Genomic DNA, 16,998 nt, shown 5'->3' with positions numbered 1-16,998 from the left:
TTAAAAATTCATCCCCTCCGCACAATGAAAAAAATAAAGCATAGAGAAGGAGAAAAGTGGGGGGTGGTCTTAGACGACGAATCAGTTCGCTATCCTCTTGATCGCTGTAATAACATCATTAATGATCCAATCAGGGGTAGAGGCTCCTGCACTGATACCGCAAAAATTTTTACCCGAAAACCATTCGGCTTGCAAATCTTCTTGGCTCTCAATATGATAACTGTCCGGACAATACTCTTTAGCAATCGAATGAAGTTGTTTGGTGTTTGAAGAGTTTTTACCGCCGATAACAATCATCACATCGGCTTGCTGTGCCAATTTTCGTACGGCATCTTGGTTATCGAACGTTGCATTGCAAATCGTATTAAAAACCCGTACCTCTTTATGCGTTGCCATCAATTTTCCGACGATTTGCTGATACTCTTCTACCTTACGGGTGGTTTGTGCTACCGTCGCTACTTTTTCCCGCAACCGCAAAAGATCAATCTCATCGGGGCTGTTGACAACATAAACATGCTCTTTGGCATAGCTTTTTACCCCTTTAATTTCAGGGTGGGTCTCATCGCCGAAAATGACGATATCATACCCTTGAGAGCTCATCTCTTCACAAATTTGTTGCGGTTTGGTCACATACGGACAAGTCGCATCCACAACATTGACTTTACGCTCATGCAATAAGGTCAACTCTTGTTTGGGGATACCGTGCGTACGAATAACGGCAATATCACCCGCTTTGAAGGTATCGAGATTTTCACTCAAAGCAACATTAAAATCGTTTTTTAATCGATCAATCTCATTGGCATTATGGATAAGCGGTCCGTACGTCGCCGAGTTTCGATTATCTTCGGCGATTTTAATCGCCCGCTTCACTCCAAAACAAAACCCGTAACTCTCCGCCAACTCGATTTTCATTTCTCAACCTTGCCGCACATTCCCAAAAGTTCAAAAAAGTTAGGAAATGAGGTGTTGATACACTCGACATCTTCCACTTTCATGCCGCATTTAAGTCCTGCTATTAAAAAACTCATTGCGATGCGATGGTCTCCGTAACTGTTCACTACAGCCGATTTTAACTCTCCGCCCTTTACCGCATAACCATCCGAATACTCTTCAGTCTCAATCCCGCAAAGATTCAGATTATCAACAACCGTTTTAATACGGTCGGACTCTTTGACCCGTAACTCTTCGGCATTTTTAATAACGCTTTTCCCCTCAGCACACGCCATAGCGATGGAGAGTGCCGGAAGTTCATCAATGAGCCACGCGATATTCTCTTCTACCGTGACCGCTTTTAGAGGAGCATACTCGACGGTAATAGTACCGATCGGTTCATACCGCTCATCTTCTAATGAATAGGTGATTTTAGCCCCCATCCGTTCCAATACTTTAAACGCTTCGATACGGGTCGGATTAAGGGTAACCCCTTCGATAATGGCCGAAGACTCCGGAGTAATCGCCGCCGCTACCGCAAAGAAAAAAGCGCTAGAGGGATCAGCGGGAACACGAATATGAAGAGGTTGAAGAGGTTTCTCCAACGGCCAAATCTTCGTTTCTAATCCGTTAATCTCAACACGGGCACCCATTCCGCGCAACATCCGTTCCGTATGGTCACGGCTAAGTTCCGGTTCTTTAAATGTACACACGCCGTTTGAGCGAAGAGCGGCAAGCATCATCGCACTTTTGACCTGTGCCGAAGCGATAGGAGAGGTATAGTCGAACGCTTTTAGCGATGCTCCCCGAATCGATAAAGGGGCAAGGTCACCGTTATTACGTCCATCGAGTTTGGCTCCGATAGAGCGCAAAGGTTGAGTTACCCGTTTCATCGGTCGACGTTTAAGGTATTCATCTCCCGTGAGGATAAAGTGCCCCTCTGCTGAACTAAGAAGTCCGCAAAACAGTCTCATCCCCGTCCCCGAATTACCGCAATCGAGAATTTCGGAGCTCTCTTGTATTCCATGTGAACGAATCGTGATAACCGAACCGTCATCCGTAATTTCAGCACCTAAATGGCCTACAATGTTAAGGGTATTAAGGGTATCTTCGGCACGGAGAAAATTCTCAATTCGGCTCTCGCCTTCCGCCAAAATCGCGAACATAGCCGAGCGATGAGAGATCGATTTATCCGGCGCTATTGAATCACTTTTAAACCCGAACGCTTTTGCGGGATAAACCTTGGCAGACATCATCGCAAACCTGCCCCCAACTCATCACGAAGACCGCTGAGTATCCACTCCATCGCGGCATTGATATCCTCTTCCTCAAGTGTTTTTTCATCGGATTGGAGGACAAAACGGAGGGTTAAGCTCATTTGATCACCCAAACTCTCCGAAACATAACGATCTACCGGATAGAACCGTCTAATTTGTACCGATGCATGTTTTTCAACAACCGCTTTAATACTCTCATACGTCACCGATTTAGCAATCAAAATACTCAAATCTCTAAATGATGCCTGATATTTTGAATAGGGTTGAGCTTCAACGAGCCCATACGGAAGGGAATCGGTTTTAAGTTCACACATAAATGTTTGAGAGAGATCAAATTCCTCTTCTACCGACGGATGAAGACGGAAAATTTCCCCTGCCTCCTCACCGTTAATCATCACTTTTGCACATACATAAGGGTGAGCCAAAGAATGCAACGGCGTATGCTGTACCAATTCAAATGATCCGACTATATCCGCTATCAATTGTGTAAAAGTACTAAAATCGATAACCGAAGGTTTGCCTGCATTCGCAATTTTATCACCCTCTAGCGGACCTGAAACAATAAATCCAAAGCGTTTAGATTCATTACGATTCGTATCAAAAACCATCCCTGTTTCAAACAGAGCAATTTTCTTTTGATTCACTTTCACATTGGCGGAGGCGGAATTCAAAAGTCCTACCAATAATGTCGGACGAAGCGTGTCAAATGTTGCCGTGATCGGGTTTAAAAGCTCTTTAGAAACATCCGTACACCCAAATCCAAATTTCTCAACCTGTACACGTTCGTTAAAAACGAAATGAACAGCTTCGTAAAATCCGCTTTGAGCCGCGCGATGTCGGTACATACGGCTCTTTTTATATTCGGATAAATCCTTGCTCATTTGATTCGCTTCCGCAAAAACGAGCGGTTTTGAGGGGATATTATCAATTCCGACAATACGAACAATCTCTTCAACAATATCTTGTTTATTCACAATATCGTGGCGAAATTTAGGGACGGAAATCGCAAAATTAGACCCTTTGGTTTTACCCAAATCCATCCCTAGATTTTTAAAGATTTGAGTTATACGGGTTTTATCAATCTTAAGACCGATAAACGATTCAAACTCCGCTTCGTCCATACTGATAATTCGAGGTTCATACGTTGTGCTTAGCTCAATATTTCCGCCGTAAACTTGTGAAGGGGAATACTTTTCAAATAATTCTGCCGCATAGCGGATACCGATCTCTATTTTCGGTTCACTTCCGCGTGATGTACGGTAATAATGAGGACAGCTCGGAATTTTTTTCTCTCCCATTTTTTTAGCGATCACATCGGGAGCGATGTAGCTCGCTTCTATGATAGCCAGTCCTTCAAGTGCGGTAAAATGAGACTCTTTTTCTTGAGAAACACCGATAACAGAGACTTTCTCTTTCCCGTATAAAGAGGCATATCCGTTTTCATCATTTTCAAGGGTAATTATCCCTTTATTCTCACCGTCACCGAATTTATTAAACGGATAGGCTCGTAGAATAACTCCGGTACTTTGCGTCGCATAAAATAACAACGCATCGACTGCGGTGGTGTACACTTGCTCAATAATGGCCAAACGAAGCGCAATAATTAAAGGGACACGCAGCTCTTTAACCTCTACCGCACCGAACAAAAGATCACTACTGAATGTTTCAGTATGTTGCAACTGTAAGATCCGCCCGATGCCCAAACGCCCCTCTTGCTCATCTTTAACATTTTTTTCTCGAAGAGGACGTGCCAATGCGGCACGTAGATCACGTGCAATACCGTGAATACTTAAACAATCGCCGCGATTGGCGGTGAGCTCAATTTCAATAATATCATCATTAAAAACAGCATATTCATTAAGATTTTTTCCACGTACCAATTCACCGATGCTTTCATCGAGGATCATAATCCCCTCACCTGTGCTTGGCAACCCGATCTCTTTTGATGAACAAATCATACCGTGAGAATCAACACCTCGGAGTTTTGCCTCTTTGATTGTAAGACCGCCCGGAAGTTCTGCACCTACCGTAGCCAAGGCAATATAAATCCCCTCACGAACATTCGAAGCCCCGCATACGATTTGACGTACTTCATTCCCGATATTGACTTGACATACATTGAGTTTATCGGCATCAGGATGTTTTTCACATGCTTCGACATAACCGATTACAACACCCTCAGCCACACGGATGACATCATGCCGATCTACTTCCAAACCAATCGAATTTAATGTTTTAAGCAACTGCTCCGTGCTTACTTCACTAAGATCGATCCATTCGTTTAACCAATTTTTTGTTACGATCATCTAAACTGCTCCAATAATCTCGTATCTCCCTCAAACAAAGAGCGTAAATCACCGATTCGGTGGATGAGCATCGCAAACCGCTCAACCCCTAAACCGAAGGCGTAACCGCTGACATTCTCATAGCCGACCGCTTTAAAAACATTCGGATCAACAATCCCGCATCCGAGGACTTCGAGCCATCCGGTTTTCGAACAAACACGGCACCCGTCCCCGCCGCAGAAAATACAGCTGATATCGACTTCGGCTGATGGCTCCGTAAACGGGAAAAAGCTCGGTCGAAAACGGACTTCGACATCTCCGAACATCGTTTTCAGAAAATCTTCGAGGATAAATTTTAAGTTGGCAAAAGAGACTTTCCCCGCCTCTTCAACCACCAACCCCTCAACCTGATGAAACATCGGTGTATGGGTAATATCATAGTCACGTCGAAATACCGCACCCGGAGCGATCATCCGAATCGGAGGTTTCGTTAAGAGCATCGTTCGGATCTGTACCGGAGAGGTATGGGTACGCAACAGCATCGAGTCTTTGAAATAAAAAGTATCCTGCATATCACGGGCAGGATGGTATTTAGGGAGATTTAACGCTTCAAAATTGTGAAAATCATCTTCTACCATCGGTCCCGTTTGTACCGAAAAATTCATGGCGACAAAGTATTCTACGATTCGATCCATCGTCTCCATAACGGGGTGAAGCGATCCGCGCTCACTGCTGGGCGAATACAAACTGACATCAATCGCTTCTGATTTCATCGTCTCTTGTAAATGTTCCATCGCTAAAAAAAGTTTGCGATCGAGCAATAAAGCATTCAATCCCTCTTTGTGGATATTGAGCTCTTTTGCAAATGCCCCTTTTTCCGCATCGGGAACATCTTTCATACGGGCAAACTCTGCGTTCATTATCCCTTTTTTTCCGAAAACGGCGATCCGTATCTCTTCGATTTTATCAATCGTATCGGCCGATTTTATAGCGTCATACCACTCTTGCAAAATAGAGTCTCCATTGATGGTTTTCTGAAAGCTTTAAAACATGTTAACATTATTTCTGAAAGTGCTTTCAATTTAGAGTATATTGTAGTCAAAACTCTTTTATAATTAGCTTCAAGGGACAAACCATGTGCTACAATAGCATTAAAAAAGAGGTTTCGTATGTGCATTTTCTGTAAAATTATTAACAAAGAAATTCCCTCAAATACCGTTGCTGAAAATGAAGAATTTTATGCGTTTCATGATATCAATCCGAAAGCTCCCGTTCACGTTTTAGCGATTCCGAAAGCCCATTATCAAAGTTTTAACGATATTCCCGGGGATGTTATGGGGAGAATGGCAACGTTTATGCAAGAGGTAGCAAAAGCATGCGGAATTGACGAGAGCGGATACCGAATTATCAGTAATATTGGAGAAAACGGTGGTCAAGAGGTAGGACATCTCCATTTTCATATCCTCGGCGGAGCGAAGCTCAAATGGGGCCATTTTGCCGATGCTGATCCTAAGGATTTCTTTTAATCCTTAGGCATTACACCCTTGCAATGCCCCGAAATCGACAGCACTTCCACCGCCGCTTATCATCCCTTCGTTTTCACGAATCACCTTGCCGTTATGGACAATCGTATAGGTAATTGCCGTCGTATCACGGATCGTATTGATTGTCGAACAATAGGTCTCTAAACTCGCCATTACCCAACGCGCCGCCAATGTATCATCCGCATTCGATTCAAAACGGTATTCGAGATGCAGCGTATTAAATTTACGCGGAGCATCCTCATTACGAACCACTTCACCGCTTACTTCGAGATTTTTTACCTCATACCCTTGTTGTTTAGGCAACATGATCACGTCCGTCGCACTGCACGTGATAATCCCGCTTAAAAAATACTCAATCGGAGAGATTTGCGGACAATCGATAATGAAACTGCTTTTTTCGGTTTTCGCCTCAAATTTCATCTCACTCTGGTGACTAACTATAATTTTCATTTCACATCCTTAAGATAATGGTCAAAATAAATAATTTGCTCCAATGTACGGATTTCAGCCGTACCGCCTTGTGATATTCGGGCATTCATAGAGTGCTCGATTGCCAAATAAGCCATCACGTCTTCTTGAATTCGCTCATCAATGGCACGAAGTTCTGCATAATCAATATCGCTCAAATCAATCCCGAGCACTTCGGCACGGGCAACGGCGCGTCCGGTAATATGGTGCGCTTCACGAAACGGAACACCGCAATGTTCGACGAGATAATCGGCTAAATCCGTGGCACTGAGATGCCCGAGTTTGCATGCCCGTAGCATATTCTGAGGCTTAATCGTCATGGTCTTAAGTGCCGCTCGTAAGATTTCAAGAGAGATTTCGGCCGTTTCAACACTGTCAAATACCCCCTCTTTATCTTCTTGGGTATCTTTGTTATAGGCTAACGGCAACCCTTTCATTACGGTCAAAAGTCCCATCAAATTACCGAAAACTCGACCCGTTTTACCGCGAAGAAGTTCAGGGACATCGGGATTTTTCTTTTGCGGCATAATCGATGAACCTGTCGAATATTCATCGGAGAGTTCGACAAAACGAAATTCATAGCTCGACCAGAGGATAATCTCTTCGGCTAAACGGGAGATATGCATCATTAACGTTGAAATATTAAATAAAATTTCGAGTGCAAAATCACGATCGCTCACCGTATCGAGACAGTTAATACTTACCGAATCAAATCCGAGCATTTGAGCGGTCATTTCACGGTTTATATTGTGCGGAGTTCCTGCCAATGCGGCACATCCGATCGGAGAGATATTATTACGTTCAACAGAGCTCTCAAAGCGCTCAATATCACGTTTGAACATTGAAGCATACGCAAGTAGGTGAAAGGCAAAATTAATCGGCTGAGCGTGCTGCAAATGGGTCATTCCCGGAAGCAACGTCGTGGTATGATCTCGTGCAATATCTACAACCACTTCCATCAATGCTTTTATCTGTTCAACAATCTCACGATTTTTACGGAGTACATAGCGGCGAAAATCAAGGGCTACTTGATCGTTACGGCTGCGTGCGGTATGAAGTTTTTTCCCCGCTTCTCCGATAATAGCGGTAAGCCGTTTTTCAATCGCCATATGGAGATCTTCATCCCCGATCTTCCATTCAAATGCACCGGATTCTATTTCACGCAACACTTGTCCCATTCCCGCTTCGATCGAGGTGCACTCTTCTTCCGTTAAAATCCCTTGATGGGCTAGCATTTTAGCGTGTGTGACTGAGCCTTCGATATCTTCACGGTAAAGTTTTTGATCAAACATGATTGAAGCATTAAATTTTTCCAAAAGGGTTGACGCATCCTGTGTGAAACGTCCTGACCACATCTTTTCCATGGTATCTCCGAATAATAATAAAAGTGGCGTATTTTAGCGAAGTTTGGTTTAGAGGAACGTCACCCGTTAAAGTAGCGGGGGGTTAATTAATTTAATCACAAGCAGGTACATTACCGCTGTCGGATCCGTACCGAACTAAAAAGTCTTCGAGATGGTGTGCATTTTTTGTGTATCTGCGATCTTTAAAATATTCCCAAGACCCTTGTGCTTTTTTGGAGGAGAGATGGATATTGGCCAGTGCTTCGCCATTATTTTCCATCAGTTTTTCCCATACGCGCTGTTTTTTCGATCCGGCTAATGATTGACCGCCGCCGTGGCATGCTTTGCAGGTATCTATATAAATTTTTTGCCCTTTGTAGGTCGCTGCATTAAGAAAAGTAGAGCCGACCAAAAGTGTCACTGCTACAGTCGCATTAAACGTACGCATCGGACTTTATTTTCCCTCTTTATATAATCTGTCTATAAGATAAATATTACATTAGTGCTTCTAACAAATTGCTTAAGCATATTCCCCTAAATTAGGGGAGATAAAGGGTTATACCTGATATTTTTTTTCTAATTTCGGATCCAAATCCCAAAGCGAAAGTGCTTTTAGTCGTTCCACTACCGAAGGGGTACATTCGACATCTCCCGGCCATTCTCGTTCAAATCCGTCAACTTCAGTTTTCATGGTTCCGTCAATCGCCACAATAGAGTCTGAATAGTATAAATCACGTGAGGCATCAATGTTATTACTTACACGCCAAAGGAGCATATACGGATTGTGAATATCATTTTTTGCTTCATCTACAAATATGACGATACGCAAAAATGAGCTTAATTTTTCTAAAGCGTTAAAACACTCTTTTAAAGAACGGTTTTTTTGAACACTGACAACGGTAATCGGGTTGGCCGTATGGCGCATATATTGAGTTGCTCCGACTACTTCGGGTAAGATTGCGCGCAATTTTTCGACCATTACCGAACTCTCTATCGACTCCGGAGCAACGGGAGAATACGACGCGGTAAAATCAATCCCCAGTTTGCCGCCGACTAATGATTCAGGGCTTGAATGATCCAAAGCATCGGTGATCCCTTCCGAAACAAAAAGACATTTAGGGATAAAACGGTTTAGAGCGTAGGCAATGAGTGCTTCATAATTGGTAAGTTTTGGGGCATCTTCACCGAAAAATAGAGCGTGTTTTACAAAACTCATTTGTCCCGATCCCCAAAAGATATGCATAAATTGCTTTGCATGCCCTTTGTATAACGGTTTCATTTTTGCCAAAATAAGATTGTGAAATACTCCGTTTTCCGGCATATGATAATCAATCAAATCAGCTGCATTGGTTTTAAGAAGCGGTAAAAAGACCCGTTCCGTCGCCCATCCCATATATTTGTCTTCCAAAGGGGGTTTACCGACAACGGTTGCTAAATAATAAGGCTTTTTGCAGCTCGTTATCGCACTCACTTCCAATTCCGGATAGTGTTCTTTCAACGTATAATAACCGGTATGATCCCCAAATGGTCCCTCTATTCGAAGTTTCTCAGTATCAACCCACCCCTCGATGACAAAATCAACATCTTCCGGGATAAAAAGTGGGGTCGTTAACGATTCCACCAACTTCGGAGACTCTTTTTTGATTAAACCGTACAAAAGAAGTTCGTTAACACCGTAAGGAAGGGGTGCCGTCGCACACCATGTATAGAGGGGATCCCCACCGATGGCAATGGAAACAGGCATCTTTTTACCTGCCCTGCTGTATTGATCGAAAAAGTGGGAAGAATCTTTATGGATTTGCCAGTGCATCCCCAAATGATTTTTGTCATAAACCTGCAAACGGTACATTCCCAAATTTACCATTTCACCGTCTAAACTCTGAGTATAAACTTGCCCCATAGTAATAAACGGTCCGCCGTCTTCTTCCCATGTGGTAAGAATCGGCAAATCGTATAAATTTACCTCCTCACCCTGATGAACAATCTCTTGACAGCTTCCGCGTGTTTTAAGTTTCTTAGGAAAGATATCTTTCATCGCAAACAAATCACCGAGCATGCCGATTTTCTCTTTGAAACTTTGAGGCGGTTTCATATGGAGTAGCTTTTCGATCTCACTCGCCACCCCTTCTACATCACGCCCGAATAAGAGCTCAGTACGGCGGAAGGATCCGAAAAGATTCATAACCACAGGTGTCTCAAACTTTTGTCCCGTAGCTTTATCGACGGGATGGGTAAAAAGAAGCGCTTTTCCCCCATGCTCTTTTTTTACTTCGGCATACGCCAAGTGGGGAATTTCGAGTTTAATATCCAAAGGGGTATCGATAATACGCAATTCCCCTTTTTCATGAAGCAGATCGATTGTTTTTTCTAATGTCACAGATTAACCCTTATTCGCCATAGTTTCGGCACGTTGCAATAATTCAATTGCCCCTTGTGCGATCAAACGCTCTGCCATAGCTTCGCCGACACCTTTTGTTTGTTGTTTTGTAACCGTAATCGTATCTCCCATTACCTCGGAGCCGTCCGGCATCCCAAGCGTTGATCGTACAACTACATCCCCGTTTTCCTGAACCCGAGCACTTACACCGATCGGAACCTGACAGCCGCCTTGCAACCTATCGACAAATTCCCGCTCAATCGATGTCTCGATGCGGCTATCGGCATCTTCCAAAAAGGCGGCTATTTCCAATACCCACGGCTCATTCACGGTTTCGATTCCTAATGCTCCCTGCCCCATAGCCGGAAGCATCTCATCCAAAGAGATCGGGTAAAAATATTCTACCAAATCGCGAAAACCTAAACGATTTATCCCTGCGGCAGCGAGGATAATGGCATCAAATTCCCCCTCTTTCAGTTTTCGGATACGGGTATCCACATTACCGCGTAAATCTTTAATCACTAAATCTGGACGTTGTTTTACCAGCTGCATACGACGGCGTAGTGAAGAGGTACCGACAACCGCCCCTTGAGGAAGCGACATAATATCCGGATATTTTTCACTCAGCATCGCATCGCGTACATCTTCTCGCAGGGTAATCGCCGAGAGCAATAACCCCTCCGGCATAACGGTCGGAACGTCTTTGAGCGAATGAACCGCCATTTGCGCTTCACCGCGTAGCATCGACTCCTCGATCTCTTTGAGAAACAGCCCTTTACCACCGATTTTAGCTAAAGGGACATCCAAAATCTTATCCCCAGAAGTAATGATAATTTTTAGCTCCACTTCAACATCGCTAAATTGTGATTCAATAACCGATTTAATATGGTTGGATTGCCAGAGGGCAAGTTTGCTTCCGCGTGTTGCGATGGTGAGTTTTTTCATGAATTACTTAACCTTAATCTCTTTATATTTGTTTTTTGAAGCGTCTTTTTGTCCGTTAAAAAAGACAGTCGGCGTCCCTACGACCATCATTGACTGCGCTACCTTTTGATCATAATCAAATTGTTTCATAACGGAAGGGCGACGAATATCGTTGATATCAATTTTAGTTCCGAACGTTTTATTAAAAGCATTAAGAATTTTTTGATCATCTTTTTCATTCGGATTAATATCCACTTTGTATAGGCGCAAAACAGTATTATCGACACCCTCTTCCTCAGCGGCAATGGCTGCTTTGGTCAAAGTTACCGCAGCGGGGTGTAGACCGCTTAGAGGAAAATGGTAGTAATACAGGGCAAAGGTTTTAGGATACTTTGCCATATACGAGATTGCTTCAGGGACATAACGTCGGCAAAACGGGCAAAGAGGATCGGAAAAAATAGCCACTTTATACGTGGCATCCGCTTCACCGCTGATACGATTGGATTTGGTATAAAATGCATTATTAAAATCCGGAGCAACCGTATCATTATACCGTTCACCCGTTTTTAAGTTGATCAACTCAGGGGCGATCACACTGCCGCTGACAAAATAGGTTCCGTTTTGGTTAATATGACGGGTCTCTCCCCCTTGTTTCACATCGGCTTCAATGCTCATAAAATAAGCTTGCCATCCGCTCATTGTAGGGAGATTCTTCTTGCCGCTCACCTCAATTTGTAAATTGGTAATATTCGGATTATTGCCGATCCCTTTTTTCAAAAAGGTAACAACTTCAGCATCCGTTGCCGCCATTAGGCTAGCGGAGAGAAGTAGTGTGCTCGATAATTTCAGCATCAATGACATGATCATCCTTTCGTGTAGTTTGAGTATAGTTATTATCTGTAGGGTATTTTCGCGTAAAACGGTTAATGATCAATGTTCCTAAAAGAGAAAACTGCATCAAAATACCAATCAAATCAGATAAAAATCCCGGTAAAATAAGAAGAATCGCCCCCAACAGTCCCATGATATTTCGATTCGAAAATCCTTGCATATCGATCTGTCGTGTTCGGAGAGCATCAAGATTCTCACTCAGCGCGTGACGGAAATTCATTAAAATAAAAATTCCGAGAAATCCGCTTCCGAGAATCTCTAAGAAAGTGGCTAATCCGCCTATTTTTGAAGCAATCTCTATAGTAAGAAAGACTTCTGCAAACAGGTAGATCAAAAAATAGATCATTGTCGAAGTTCCTCAATTTTACTAAGAACATCCGTTGCGTTGACGGTTATAATTTCACGTGTGCTACGAATCATAATTTGTACCAAACCGTTTTCCAACTCTTTTCCGACAATGATCGTAAAGGGAAACCCGATCAACTCCGCATCCGACATTTTAAACCCAAATCGCTCTTTACGATCATCAAGCATTGCTTCTATACCACGTTTTTGTAACGTCGCATATAACTCTTCTGCGTATGCCATATGGGACTCTTCTTTGATATTGGAAACCATAACGTTGACAAGATACGGAGCCGTAGCATGGGTCCAAATGCACCCTTTTTCATCATGATGCTGCTCAATAACGGCTGCAACAAGACGACTGACTCCCATCCCGTAGGTTCCCATGATAAACGGCTGAGCACGTCCGTTTTCATCCAAAAATTCGGCTTTAAGCGGTGCGGAGTAGACCGTACCGAGTTTGAAAATATGCCCTACTTCAATCCCTTTGGTGTGGAGTATTTTCCCCCCGCAGTGAGGACATCCATCCCCCTCCTGAACACTCACCAAATCGGCAAATTGGGCTTCATTCATTACTGAGAGATCAACTCCGACAAAATGGTAATCCGCTTCATTCGCACCGCAAATCATTGTAGTGGCACCGTGCGTATCGTTATCCATAACAATACGGATTTTATCTTGATCGAGCGGCCCGATAAATCCCGGAACCAAACCGATTTCAGTGAGTTCCGCTTCGGTTGCATCGACCAAATCGATCGCACCGACGCTATTGCGCGCCTTGACCTCTTGAAGTTCATCGCATCCACGAATAAAGAAACAAACCAATTCACTGCTCTCGGCATACACAGCACGTTGAACTACGGCTTTAAGGGTATAGTACGGATCAACATGAAAAAAATTACTCAAATCGTCAATGGATTTGATATCAGGGGTTTTAAAACGGGCAAAATCGGCACTCGGCGCTTCAGGAAAAGTACTTCGAGGTGCTCGGCGTGCCGCTTCGACATTGGCACCGTATTCACATGTATCGCACACGGCAAGGGTGTCTTCACCGCTTCCGGCTAACACCATCAACTCTTTTGATCCCGTCCCGCCGATCGCACCGCTGTCAGCTTCAACGATACGAAACTGCAATCCCAAACGCTCCAATATCCGTTTGTATGCCGCTTCCATCGCATCAAATTCACGATCCAAATCTTCAGTCGTCGAGTGGAAACTGTAACCGTCTTTCATCACGAATTCACGTCCGCGCATAAGCCCGAATCTCGGACGTGCCTCGTCACGAAATTTGGTTTTGATCTGATACAAATTAATCGGAAGTTGTTTATAACTATTAACTCGATTACGGACGATATTCACCATCATCTCTTCGTGGGTCGGTCCAAGTACAAAAAGGTTCTCTTTACGGTCACGGAAACGGAGAAGCTCTTTACCGAACTTTTCAATCCGTCCGCTCTCTTGCCACAACTCAGCAGGAGTAACAAAGCTTAAATCGACCTCTTGCGCATCACACGCCGCCATCTCTTCATTGATAATAGTTTCGATTTTACGAAGCACCCGTTTTCCCAACGGTAAAAAATTATACAATCCGGCCGCTACCTGAGTCACAAACCCTGCACGGGAGAGATAAATGTGGCTAGGAAGCTGTGCATCTTTCGGAGATTCTTTAGTGGTTGGGATATAGGCTTTGCTAAAACGCATTATTTTCCTTTAGGGTAATAGGTACAGGAGTTTTGAGAGAGATCATCCCCCTCTTCTTGATTCATTAAAAAGCTCATTGACTCGATCAGGGCATCAACCCGCATCGGATCGGAACCGTCACGCATCCGTTCGGCAAAAGGGTGCAAGAATCGTTTCAAGGCTTGAAGCGTTGCTTTATGTACGGCATGTTCGTACTCTCTAGGAATGTAGCCGCTATCCATGACACGCATTGATTCTCTCAATGCCGCATCCGAAGCACGAAGATACATATTTTTAATCAGCGGCTCGACAGAGAGCGTTTTGAGCCACTCGAAAAAACCTACAACGTGTCGGCGAATAATAACGTAGGAAAGTTTTGCTTCATCTTCACGGAGTGCAATATTTTCACTTACGATCTCTTTGAGATCATCAACGTAGAAAAGACGAATAGACCAAAGCTCGGGATCACATTCGATATCGCGCGGAACCGCCATGTCAAACCAGTAACGCTCAAAACCACAAGGCTTAATCATCTCTTCGGTAATGATCGGAGTTAATGATCCCGTTGCCGTAAATAACAACTCATATTCATTGATGGCATAGGCGATCTCTTCATACGATCGAACACGTGCATTGCACTCTAACGCTATCGCTTCGGCTTTTTCAAAGGTACGGTTCATCACCGTCACATCAACCCCTTGAGCACTTAGATGCTTACAGGTAATCACCGACATCTCTCCTGAACCGATAACGAGTGCTTTTTTCCCGCTCACATCCCCGAGCGACTCTTTTACTTTCGCGACGGCGACACTAGCAATCGAAACCGGTTTTGACGAAATATTGGTTGCATTACGCACTTCGGCGGCGCATTTAAACGCATAACTCATTGCGCGACCGATTTTCTGTGCCGAGAAGCCGTTATCAACAGAGAGTTTATACGCATCTTTGAGTTGACCGGCAATCTGAGTCTCCCCGACGACCATCGAATCAAGTGAACTTGCCACACTGAAAAGGTGGTGAATTCCCCCCTCATCGTCAAATACATCGGCACGTTCATGCAACTCATGAGGGGTGAGGCCTGAATGGTTTGCTAAAAGGGAAAAAACCGCTTCTATCGCCAATTCCGTTTCGTTGCAACTGCATATAATCTCAACGCGATTGCACGTGGAGAGGATCATCGATTCACTGATATGAGGATTTGAATTGAGTTTACGCATCCCGTTTAAGCGGGCTATATCATCAACAAAAGCAAGTTTTTCTCGTATTGCCAGTGTCGAGTTTTTATGCGAAAAACTAACAATCAAATAGTGCATTAATGACTTCTTTGAATCACAGATTCGATGATAGCACGTAACGCAACATCTTCCCCGATGGCTTCAATCGCTTCGTCACACAGAGCTCTTGCATGAGTGTAAGAACTCTCAATAATTTTGAACTCATCCATTTTTGAACGAATCCACCTTTTTTCCTCATTATCTAAAACTTTTCCATGACTGGCGATTAAGCGTTGTTGTTCTTGTTCATTCAACCGCTCATACAGATCAATGTACGGCAATGTCACTTTTCCTTCAGAAAAATCATTCAGAGAGGGTTTCCCGAGGGTGGCCTCATCTGCGGTAATGTCGAGAATATCATCCACGATTTGAAACGCCAATCCCAAGTTTTTGCCATAGGTAAGATGTGCCTGAGCATCTTTCCCAGCCAACACTGCCGCACTGTAAGCGCAGGCCTCGATCAGCGTTGCCGTTTTGAGATAGAGCATTTTGAGATAAAGATCACGGTCGGTGTTAAAGCTCTCCGCCATTGCAACATCCATCATCTCTCCGACGGAAAGACGGGTAACCGATTCGGCAACGGCGCGGGAGATAGCAGGATCAAATGCCGTCAATTCACTAAATGCTTTTGAGTAGAGAATATCGCCAAGCATAATGGCTGTTTTAGATCCCTGTGTCGCATTCACCGAGGGAACACCTCGACGAAGCTGTGCTTCATCGATTACATCATCATGAAGTAAACTTGCCGCATGAATCAGCTCTACAATAGCACCGAGTAACGGTGCGGCAGAGGCTTCGGGTGCAATGGTTAAAATGAGTCTTGCCCGTAACCGTTTCCCTCCTGAGAGTTTTTGGAACAGTTCTGTGGCGTAAGGATAATTGACCTCATCGATCAGTTTGCTAATAAGGGTTTCTACAGTTTTCAACATACCAAATTAATCACTTCTTTGTTAAATAATCCAACACGATTCGATTCTCTTTATCAACCAACAAAAGATCCATTTGTGCCGTTGCGTTAGCCTCATCGAATTTTTTAAAAACAACAATCACGTACGGAACGTCTCTTTGCGTTCGGTTGGCGCTTAAGAGGACTTTTCGAAAGCTTTGATTGGTATGTCCGACGTAGAGAACATGCTGTCCTACATACCGATCAAAACTCTCATGAACAATCAAAGCCTTATCCGTATAAAGCGTCCATCGAAAATTCAATATCCGCTCTTGCCCTTCACTCTTAACGAGGACTTTGACCAGCTCATCTTTTTTGAGAATAAAACTTTTCGCTTCTCGCCACGGCGCAGCATCCAAAAAGGATAGCCCGCTTACAATCAAGAGTACGAAAAAAGATTTCAAGACTACTCGTTTTGAGTCAATACGTTTCCGACCGAAATGATGTAAAGATTTTTTGCCATCATATCGATCTCGTCCGCACGTTCGAACTGAACGTTCTGAATCACACGATCAATCCCCTCTTCTCCGTGAGCTTCTTGCAACAAAAGCTCCATAGCCGCCATACGTGTCATCAAACGCTCCAATTCATTATGAACCAAATCGCGATTTGCGTTAAAAACGATATCTAAGAACTTACTTTTCGGCGAACCTTGGAAAATATCGTCTTCGTCTTCAAACAGATTATACATTGTATCTCCAAAGTATCAATTTA

General features: G+C 43.7%; 17 protein-coding genes. 1 reads left to right on the top strand and 16 read right to left on the bottom strand.

The window, feature by feature from the left end; translation table 11 throughout:
* Positions 1 to 81 precede the first annotated feature (81 nt).
* Genes RMO68_RS09055 through pheS form a run of 4 tightly spaced genes read right to left on the bottom strand, consistent with a single transcriptional unit; the run spans position 82 to position 5,502 of the window.
* Positions 82 to 912: a 4-hydroxy-3-methylbut-2-enyl diphosphate reductase gene (locus RMO68_RS09055; RefSeq protein WP_310440422.1), complete on the bottom strand. Its 831-nt coding sequence runs from the start codon at positions 910 to 912 to the stop codon at positions 82 to 84.
* Entirely contained in the window at positions 909 to 2,186 is a 1,278-nt protein-coding gene (gene aroA / locus RMO68_RS09050; protein ID WP_310440421.1) for a 3-phosphoshikimate 1-carboxyvinyltransferase, read from the bottom strand. Before aroA ends, RMO68_RS09055 begins: the two co-directional genes overlap by 4 nt.
* Positions 2,183 to 4,513, bottom strand: a complete 2,331-nt coding sequence (gene pheT, locus RMO68_RS09045; protein ID WP_310440420.1) for a phenylalanine--tRNA ligase subunit beta — start codon at positions 4,511 to 4,513, stop codon at positions 2,183 to 2,185. The genes aroA and pheT overlap by 4 nt, the downstream gene beginning before the upstream one ends.
* Positions 4,510 to 5,502, bottom strand: a complete 993-nt coding sequence (gene pheS, locus RMO68_RS09040) for a phenylalanine--tRNA ligase subunit alpha (RefSeq protein ID WP_310440419.1) — start codon at positions 5,500 to 5,502, stop codon at positions 4,510 to 4,512. Before pheS ends, pheT begins: the two co-directional genes overlap by 4 nt.
* 159 nt (positions 5,503 to 5,661) lie before the next feature.
* Between pheS and RMO68_RS09035 the strand changes: the two genes are divergently transcribed.
* Positions 5,662 to 6,018, top strand: coding sequence for a histidine triad nucleotide-binding protein (locus RMO68_RS09035; protein WP_310440418.1), 357 nt, complete (start codon positions 5,662 to 5,664; stop codon positions 6,016 to 6,018).
* A gap of 3 nt (positions 6,019 to 6,021) precedes the next feature.
* On the opposite strand, the gene RMO68_RS09030 is transcribed toward RMO68_RS09035, so the two are convergent.
* From RMO68_RS09030 to RMO68_RS08975, 12 genes are all read right to left on the bottom strand, one after another.
* Positions 6,022 to 6,486 carry an OsmC family protein gene (locus RMO68_RS09030; protein ID WP_310440417.1) on the bottom strand — a complete coding sequence of 155 codons (465 nt, stop codon included), beginning with the start codon at positions 6,484 to 6,486 and terminating at the stop codon, positions 6,022 to 6,024.
* Complete coding sequence (argH, locus tag RMO68_RS09025; protein ID WP_310440416.1) at positions 6,483 to 7,868, bottom strand: argininosuccinate lyase; 1,386 nt, start codon at positions 7,866 to 7,868, stop codon at positions 6,483 to 6,485. Before argH ends, RMO68_RS09030 begins: the two co-directional genes overlap by 4 nt.
* Before the next feature lie 91 nt (positions 7,869 to 7,959).
* Positions 7,960 to 8,295 (bottom strand): cytochrome C, encoded by a 336-nt coding sequence (locus tag RMO68_RS09020; RefSeq protein ID WP_310440415.1) that lies wholly within the window; start codon positions 8,293 to 8,295, stop codon positions 7,960 to 7,962.
* A 108-nt stretch (positions 8,296 to 8,403) separates the two neighbouring features.
* The gene (locus RMO68_RS09015; RefSeq protein ID WP_310440414.1) at positions 8,404 to 10,224 is read right to left on the bottom strand and encodes a menaquinone biosynthesis decarboxylase; all 1,821 of its coding nucleotides are present in this window, start codon (positions 10,222 to 10,224) and stop codon (positions 8,404 to 8,406) included.
* 3 nt (positions 10,225 to 10,227) lie between these two features.
* A complete protein-coding gene (hemC, locus tag RMO68_RS09010; protein ID WP_310440413.1) occupies positions 10,228 to 11,169 on the bottom strand; it encodes a hydroxymethylbilane synthase in 942 nt (313 codons plus the stop codon).
* A gap of 3 nt (positions 11,170 to 11,172) precedes the next feature.
* Entirely contained in the window at positions 11,173 to 12,009 is an 837-nt protein-coding gene (locus RMO68_RS09005) for a DsbA family protein (protein WP_310440412.1), read from the bottom strand.
* A complete protein-coding gene (locus RMO68_RS09000; protein ID WP_310440411.1) occupies positions 11,963 to 12,385 on the bottom strand; it encodes an FxsA family protein in 423 nt (140 codons plus the stop codon). Before RMO68_RS09000 ends, RMO68_RS09005 begins: the two co-directional genes overlap by 47 nt.
* On the bottom strand, positions 12,382 to 14,085 hold the full coding sequence (locus tag RMO68_RS08995) for a proline--tRNA ligase (RefSeq protein ID WP_310440410.1): 1,704 nt from the start codon (positions 14,083 to 14,085) through the stop codon (positions 12,382 to 12,384). The genes RMO68_RS09000 and RMO68_RS08995 overlap by 4 nt, the downstream gene beginning before the upstream one ends.
* Positions 14,085 to 15,377, bottom strand: coding sequence for a glutamyl-tRNA reductase (gene hemA, locus RMO68_RS08990; RefSeq protein WP_310440409.1), 1,293 nt, complete (start codon positions 15,375 to 15,377; stop codon positions 14,085 to 14,087). Before hemA ends, RMO68_RS08995 begins: the two co-directional genes overlap by 1 nt.
* Positions 15,377 to 16,264 (bottom strand): polyprenyl synthetase family protein, encoded by an 888-nt coding sequence (locus RMO68_RS08985; RefSeq protein ID WP_310440570.1) that lies wholly within the window; start codon positions 16,262 to 16,264, stop codon positions 15,377 to 15,379. Before RMO68_RS08985 ends, hemA begins: the two co-directional genes overlap by 1 nt.
* Before the next feature lie 13 nt (positions 16,265 to 16,277).
* Positions 16,278 to 16,688 carry a hypothetical protein gene (locus RMO68_RS08980; protein ID WP_310440408.1) on the bottom strand — a complete coding sequence of 137 codons (411 nt, stop codon included), beginning with the start codon at positions 16,686 to 16,688 and terminating at the stop codon, positions 16,278 to 16,280.
* 2 nt (positions 16,689 to 16,690) lie between these two features.
* Positions 16,691 to 16,975 (bottom strand): DUF2018 family protein, encoded by a 285-nt coding sequence (locus RMO68_RS08975; RefSeq protein WP_310440407.1) that lies wholly within the window; start codon positions 16,973 to 16,975, stop codon positions 16,691 to 16,693.
* Positions 16,976 to 16,998 lie beyond the last annotated feature (23 nt).

This window comes from Sulfuricurvum sp. (genome assembly GCF_031427015.1).
Taxonomy (GTDB): Bacteria; Campylobacterota; Campylobacteria; order Campylobacterales; family Sulfurimonadaceae; genus Sulfuricurvum.
Note: the sequence above shows the minus strand (reverse complement) of the source record. Positions and strands in the feature narration are given on the sequence as shown.

What these genes read in the sequence shown, in the direction of transcription:
- RMO68_RS09055 (WP_310440422.1), bottom strand. Translation starts at nt 912, where the DNA reads ATGAAAATCGAGTTGGCGGAGAGTTACGGGTTTTGTTTTGGAGTGAAG.
- aroA (WP_310440421.1), bottom strand. Translation starts at nt 2,186, where the DNA reads ATGATGTCTGCCAAGGTTTATCCCGCAAAAGCGTTCGGGTTTAAAAGT.
- pheT (WP_310440420.1), bottom strand. Translation starts at nt 4,513, where the DNA reads ATGATCGTAACAAAAAATTGGTTAAACGAATGGATCGATCTTAGTGAA.
- RMO68_RS09035 (WP_310440418.1), top strand. Translation starts at nt 5,662, where the DNA reads ATGTGCATTTTCTGTAAAATTATTAACAAAGAAATTCCCTCAAATACC.
- RMO68_RS09030 (WP_310440417.1), bottom strand. Translation starts at nt 6,486, where the DNA reads ATGAAAATTATAGTTAGTCACCAGAGTGAGATGAAATTTGAGGCGAAA.
- argH (WP_310440416.1), bottom strand. Translation starts at nt 7,868, where the DNA reads ATGGAAAAGATGTGGTCAGGACGTTTCACACAGGATGCGTCAACCCTT.
- RMO68_RS09020 (WP_310440415.1), bottom strand. Translation starts at nt 8,295, where the DNA reads ATGCGTACGTTTAATGCGACTGTAGCAGTGACACTTTTGGTCGGCTCT.
- hemC (WP_310440413.1), bottom strand. Translation starts at nt 11,169, where the DNA reads ATGAAAAAACTCACCATCGCAACACGCGGAAGCAAACTTGCCCTCTGG.
- RMO68_RS09005 (WP_310440412.1), bottom strand. Translation starts at nt 12,009, where the DNA reads ATGTCATTGATGCTGAAATTATCGAGCACACTACTTCTCTCCGCTAGC.
- RMO68_RS09000 (WP_310440411.1), bottom strand. Translation starts at nt 12,385, where the DNA reads ATGATCTATTTTTTGATCTACCTGTTTGCAGAAGTCTTTCTTACTATA.
- RMO68_RS08995 (WP_310440410.1), bottom strand. Translation starts at nt 14,085, where the DNA reads ATGCGTTTTAGCAAAGCCTATATCCCAACCACTAAAGAATCTCCGAAA.
- hemA (WP_310440409.1), bottom strand. Translation starts at nt 15,377, where the DNA reads ATGCACTATTTGATTGTTAGTTTTTCGCATAAAAACTCGACACTGGCA.
- RMO68_RS08975 (WP_310440407.1), bottom strand. Translation starts at nt 16,975, where the DNA reads ATGTATAATCTGTTTGAAGACGAAGACGATATTTTCCAAGGTTCGCCG.